Here is a 6,164-nt window from a genome sequence, read left to right on the forward strand (position 1 = left end):
CAAAGCGATTAGGTGGTTTGCAGGTCGCTCGCTTCCTCGCACGTAACCACCCACGGATACTGATGTATCACAGGATATCGCCGGATGGAGCGCCTGGGACTATTTCTGTGGATCAGTTTCGTGAGCAGATCAGATTGATCAAGAGATCCTTTGAACCAATATCCTTAACGAAGCTGGTTAAGTTGTATGATCAAGGGATTAGGCCTAATCATGCCGTCGCCGTGACTTTCGATGACGGATATAAAGATTTCGCAGAATATGCATTTCCGATACTAAAGGAAGAGGGAGTGCCTGCAACACTATTTGTAACTACTGGATTCGTGAACGGCGAAACTTGGTTATGGCCCGACCAAATAAGATACCTTTTAAAAAGAATAAATCACAATGAGCTGTTATCTCTGTGTTTCGAAGAGGTAAATTTAAAGAATAATAGTGATCCGGATTTTACATGGCAAGTTCTTGCAAATTATTGTTTGAGCTTGGAAGATGAAAGAAAAAACGAATTCATAGATGAGTTGTTTAAGAACTTTAATATAGTGAAACCGGGAAAAGCTCCCCCCGAATATGAAGCGGTATCGTGGGAAAAAATAAATGACATGGTAGGTTGTGGTTTAGAGCTAGGGTGCCATTCGCATACCCACCCAGTTTTAAAGAACGTGCACGATAAGGAACTTTATAGAGAGATATTTCTCTCTAAAAAAATTCTTGAGAATAATATCGGCATGGAAGTCAGTTCGTTTTGTTATCCCAATGGACAGATTGATGATTTCGATGAAAGAGTAAAAGTTGAAGTAAAAAATGCTGGATACAAATTTGGGGTTTCTGCATATCCGAGCACTAACCCACTAAAAGATTGTTGGGCCATTGGTAGATATCCTGGCGCAAATGAACGAGATAATTTTGAGAAAATTCTTTTTGGGTTTGTGTATCTAAAAAACTTGTTTTTTTGTAGGGTTGAAGTTTAGATTTGACCTAGTTGAGAGAGTTCTAATGACAAACTTACTAGAAAGTGTGTACCATTTGTCTCCCGTATTTCTTCAGAATCTGGCGATTAGTATATATGGTATGAAGTTGTATCGAGAACGATATAATAAATACGGTGATCAACTATTTCAGAAGATTAATATGCATCAGTGGGACAGTGCAGAAGAAATAAAGATGATGCAGGAGGTGAATTTCATAGGGTTGGCTCGTGAAGCCATAATGAATGTGCCATATTATGAGGAATGGGCAAAAAAAGAGGGGGTTCATCCAAATGATATTAAGACTTTATCAGACTTAGAGCGGTTTCCGATCTTAGAAAAAATGCAGGTATTAAAAAGCCCGGATAAGTTCATAAATAAACTTGAAAATAAAGTTAATGGCCTGAAAGCCCTAAGCACCAGTGGAACTACTGGTAGTCCGTTGACTGTTTTTACTAATAATAAGTGTCGTGCCGAACATTATGCGTTTTTTACTAGGCTTAGGAGGTGGTACGGAGTTGATAGATTTGATAAGCGAGCGACGTTTTTTGGTAGGGTTCTTCAGAAAGCAAATAACAAAACATTACCATTTTGGAGGTATGACAAATTTCAACGTAATCTACTCATGTCTTCGTACCATTTAAGTCCGGAAAATTTAATTAAATATGTTGAGAAAATCGTAGATTACAGGCCAGAGGAAATAATTGCATATCCATCAAGCTTATATCCTTTAGCTCGCTTTATTGTGGAATCTAATATTGCTCCAATAAAGCTTAAATTAATTATAACCACTGCGGAGGTTCTTCATCCTTTTCAGCGCGAAATGATTAATAAAGCTTTTGATGCGCCAGTCGTTAACCAATACGGGTGTACAGAGATGGCATTTTTTGCTTCCGAGTGTGAGAAAGGTTATATGCACTTACATCCAGAGCATGGGATCGGTGAGGTGATCGATCCAAACAATGAATATTCAGAAACAACGCGTGGAGAGTTTGTCGTAACAGGTCTTATAAATAGAGTTATGCCTTTAATTAGATATAGGATAGGCGATATTGTAGAGCTAGACAACACCTTTAAATTATGTGAATGTGGCCGATCCTTTCCAGTAATAGGAAATATTGATGGTAGATCAGATGATGTCCTATACCGAAAAGATGGTACATCTATTGGAAGGTTGGATCCAGTGTTTAAGGGAGGGCAAGGAATTGCTGAAGCCCAGATTACTCAAAATTCAGATTCTAGTATTGTCGTTTATGTTGTCCCTTTAAAAAACTTTTCATCCGAGAATGAAGCTTGGCTTTTGAGTCAATTAAGAAAAAGGGTTGGCGATGATTTACCTTTAAGGATAAAGGTTGTGTCTAATATTGAGAAAGAAATTAATGGGAAGTTTAGGTCTGTTATAGGTAATTTCAACCCCAACCGATAATTTGCGCCTATATTTATCTATTCGGTTTGAGGTTTTTAGGTGGGTATATTTTTAGTGTCGACAATGTAATATGTTAGGTTTTTCGTCTTAAATTCTAGATCTAGGATCTAGGTGCTTTAGTTAGGGGTGGGTAGAGGTCGCTATGGAAAATGATAAGAATAGTGTTTGGATCAGTTGGGAAGATCACCGAAGATCCAGGGAGTTAGCAGATTCCTTTGGTGTTCAATTGGTCGTTTTATTATCTAACAAATCTCGTTGGATTCGTTATCCTTTATTGTCGTATAAAACGATTAAATATATCGTTAAGCGAAAACCTGGATTAATTTTTTGTCAGAATCCGTCGATAATATTAGCTGCTGTATTGATATCATCAAAAAGACTGTTTGGATTTAAGCTTGTTGTGGATCGGCACTCAAATTTCAAATTTAGCTTAATAAATTCATTTAATTTAAAGTGGGTTATATTTAAGTTTTTGAGCAGTTGGACGTTAAGATGTGCAGATTTAACCATTGTTACAAATGAGAGTCTTAAGGAATATTGTGAGGCGCAAGGAGGCAAGGTTGTTGTTTTGCAGGATAAAATTCCAACTATGTCGGCCAGGCATACTTTAAATTACCCTGATTTTTTTGACGCTAATTTATATAATATTATGGTTGTGGCTACATTTGATGACGATGAACCAATTGAGGAAATTATAGATGCTGCCCGTATGTTGGGTGAACATTATAGAATCTATGTTACCGGGAACTACAAAAAATACTTCGGCGAAAGCGAAAGAGTTAATCTGATAGAGAGTGGTGTTTTCTTGACAGGTTTTGTCGATGAATATGAGTATCAGAATACTATGTTTTTCTCCGACGCAGTCGTTGTCCTAACCAAGGAAGAGTTTGTTTTGAATTGCGGAGCCTATGAGGCTCTGGCTATGAGGAAACCTTACGTGATATCGGACACAGAAACGCTACGGGGATATTTTAAAAAAGGGTGTGTATACACTGAGCTCACTGCAATTAAAATCGCCAATTCAATTAAATATGCTGTCCGTAATAAAGAAGTTCTTGCTCTAGATATAGAAAGTATTATCCCACAGATTGAATTAGAGTGGGAGGAAAGGTTTGCGGAAATTGAACGTAGAATAGATTTGCTTTGATTTGCGAGTATAAATAAATAGTGTAATAACTATATTACTTAAATTTAATCTATAATTTTAAGAGCTAGAGAGCGTTTACTTGATTAGAACTCCTGTTGGAGATGTTGGGCATGTTTGGCATCCTCTAAGAGGGAACCCTTTTGAATTCACGTTCCCATTCTTATCAATTACGTAGGTATATAGCTCCGACGCATCGTTGAAAGTAAAGAGGTTTAACTCAAACTCCACTTTTCTATCCGACCATGAAAGAACCTTTTGTACTTCCCTTTGAGACTCAGGGTTCCAGCTGGACGAATCTGAAATTTCGACTCTTGCTGAGGTAGGTGATACGAATATATCAGTCATAGCGAAATTTAGATTGGAGTAGTTGCTATTAATGCTTGGATCAAAACCAATTAATGCAACATTTAAACCTAAATTACTTGGTTGTTTGTTGAAGTTGTTTACATTGTGTATTATTTTTCCATTAAGCCAAGACGTTATTGTTTTTGAGTCAGAGTCAACTGAAATCTCAAAACGATTCCATTGATTAGCTCTTGGTTGAGCCGTCGACCAATTGACTTCGGAACTGTCTTTGTGGCCATAAGTTAAATGCATTTGAGTCCATGAAATGCGAGTTGCTTCACCGCTAGGGTCATCCCATATTCGAATAAATTTATTGGATCCACCTTTGTCAATAGTCTGGTTTGGTTTGTACCACCAAGAAACATATAGTGAAGAGTTGGTGGTGTTTTTTAAGGGGGTCGGCCATCCCAAGTATGACTTAACGGATCCGTAGTATACGGTTTCTTGATTACGAGATCTTAAGTCTCTGGGGTCTTTGGAAACCGTGACGGGATTGCCCCACTGATTCGTATTAGCGGACCATAAGCCGTTCTCTTCAGGAACTGTCGATCCGTCTGATAGACTTTTTATCGCGGGTTGGTTGTCAACGAGATCGTAAAAAAAAGGCCTAGCGTCTACGTTAGAAAACGCATTTCCCACGATTTCAACTGTGCCTCCATTCAAAAAATTCCCTTCCACGCTACTGATAGATGGTTGCGCTTGTCCCGATGAGGAAAATGCTAGAATGAAGGAAGAGATAAGAAAAGAAAATTTCCTAAACTGAGGTAAGGGCTTCATAAATATAACCTCTCGCTGGAAATATCGATTGGGTTGGCATAAACAAATTCGTTCAACTACAGACAGTTTAGCACTATAAATCCATTGCCTTAACGTATTTTTTCGCATAACTGCTCGATTTATATTCTTTGTTGCTTCTAAAAATGATACAAGTTTGGTGGTGATGTTAGGTGTCAATGCTATAATTTTATTGTATTTTTCTGCGGATTTTGCGAATTTAAGTGGATATCTTAGTCACACTACTTTCGTGCCATAATAGTGCTGGGCGATGAACGGGTGTCTTGCGTTCAATTGGCACAGTTCGGATTTTTGGTTGCTTGCTAACATTTAATTTTGGTGGTTAAGGTTCGGTGCTTTAAGATTCTTGGGTATGGTGATTTCTTAAAATAAGGCCTGCCAGATTTTTTAGGAACGTTTGGAAGTTTGTAGACCGGGGCTTCGGGGGAGTGTTTTGCTATGAATGAAAAGTCTGTTTATCGAGTGCTTTTGGTGGTGAGATGGCCTGTTGGAGGAATTAGAACTTTTCTTAAGTACGTGACGAGTTTTTTCCCTTCTGATCGTTATGAATTTTCAATTGTTACAGTAAATTCAGTTGGTGTGTCTGATTTAATGCAAGACTTAAGTCATGTCATTAGATATTGGAAAATTGTAGAGGTGGATGATAATGTTCTAAAAAAATTTCACTCCGCTGTAACTTCGGAGATAAAAAATAATGATTATGATCTAGTTCACGCTCATGGCTTTACCTCTTTGGTTTTTAGTATATTAGGAAAGTTTTTTTCTGACACACCATTGGTTTTCACATCTCATGATGTTTTAAGTTCTTTACAGTTTTCGGGTTTTAAAGGTTCACTTAAAAAGTTACTTCTTGCGTATGCTATTAAACAATGCGATATAATTCATTCTGTTTCGTTTGACGCGGAGAGAAATCTGAGAAGTTTTTTCCCCTTTATCCGGGACGGATCGTCCAATGTAATCATTAATGGTGTCGATTCTGAACTATTCTTTCGATCCGCGCGACTCGATTTAAATGCGATGTTTGATATTGCGGAAGATAAGATCATCGTTGGATTTTTTGGTCGATTTATGAGCCAAAAAGGTTTCGTTTATCTGATTGAGGCGCTGGAAATGTTGCTTAGAAAGGAGGGGGAGGCTCGTTTTCATATTGTATGTTTTGGCTCAGGTGCATTCCTTCGTGAGGAAAAAGCTGCTATTGCAAATCGTAAACTGTCTGAATTTTTTACGTTTTCGCCTTTTATCCCTGAGGTATCTGCGGCCATTAAAGGTTGTGACGTTATCGCTATGCCTTCACTTTGGGAGGCTTGCCCGCTTCAGCCTATGGAGGCTCTTTGTTCGGGTGTTCCGTTTGTGGGCACTGATTGCGTTGGACTTCGGGAGGTCCTCGCTGGAACCCCTGCGGTAATGGTTAAATCAGGTGATGCCAAAAGCCTAGCGGAAGGAATTCTTCAGTGCGTAAAGAAAGGAAGAGAGCCTTTTGAGGAATATG

General features: G+C 38.3%; 5 protein-coding genes. 4 read left to right on the forward strand and 1 reads right to left on the reverse strand.

From position 1 onward, the window contains the following. From ACN5J3_RS14305 to ACN5J3_RS14315, 3 genes are all read left to right on the forward strand, one after another. On the forward strand, nucleotides 1-965 hold a 965-nt coding region (locus ACN5J3_RS14305; protein ID WP_418512168.1), incomplete at its 5' end, for a polysaccharide deacetylase family protein. Between the two features lie 25 nt (nucleotides 966-990). Next, on the forward strand, nucleotides 991-2,388 hold the full coding sequence (locus tag ACN5J3_RS14310) for a phenylacetate--CoA ligase family protein (protein WP_418512169.1): 1,398 nt from the start codon (nucleotides 991-993) through the stop codon (nucleotides 2,386-2,388). Nucleotides 2,389-2,530: 142 nt separating this feature from the next. Beyond that, nucleotides 2,531-3,535 (forward strand): glycosyltransferase, encoded by a 1,005-nt coding sequence (locus tag ACN5J3_RS14315; protein WP_418512170.1) that lies wholly within the window; start codon nucleotides 2,531-2,533, stop codon nucleotides 3,533-3,535. 75 nt (nucleotides 3,536-3,610) lie between these two features. Here the strand turns inward: ACN5J3_RS14315 and ACN5J3_RS14320 are convergent, their stop codons facing one another. After that, nucleotides 3,611-4,834 (reverse strand): hypothetical protein, encoded by a 1,224-nt coding sequence (locus ACN5J3_RS14320; protein WP_418512171.1) that lies wholly within the window; start codon nucleotides 4,832-4,834, stop codon nucleotides 3,611-3,613. 279 nt (nucleotides 4,835-5,113) lie between these two features. On the opposite strand from ACN5J3_RS14320, the gene ACN5J3_RS14325 reads away from it, so the two are divergent. Continuing rightward, a partial coding sequence (locus ACN5J3_RS14325; protein WP_418512172.1) for a glycosyltransferase family 4 protein occupies nucleotides 5,114-6,164 on the forward strand: 1,051 nt, incomplete at its 3' end.

It is taken from the genome of Corallibacter sp., assembly GCF_048381695.1.
GTDB lineage: Bacteria > Bacteroidota > Bacteroidia > Flavobacteriales > Flavobacteriaceae > Corallibacter > Corallibacter vietnamensis.

Coding starts and splice junctions, on each gene's coding strand:
- ACN5J3_RS14310 (WP_418512169.1), top strand. CDS start 991: ATGACAAACTTACTAGAAAGTGTGTACCATTTGTCTCCCGTATTTCTT.
- ACN5J3_RS14315 (WP_418512170.1), top strand. CDS start 2,531: ATGGAAAATGATAAGAATAGTGTTTGGATCAGTTGGGAAGATCACCGA.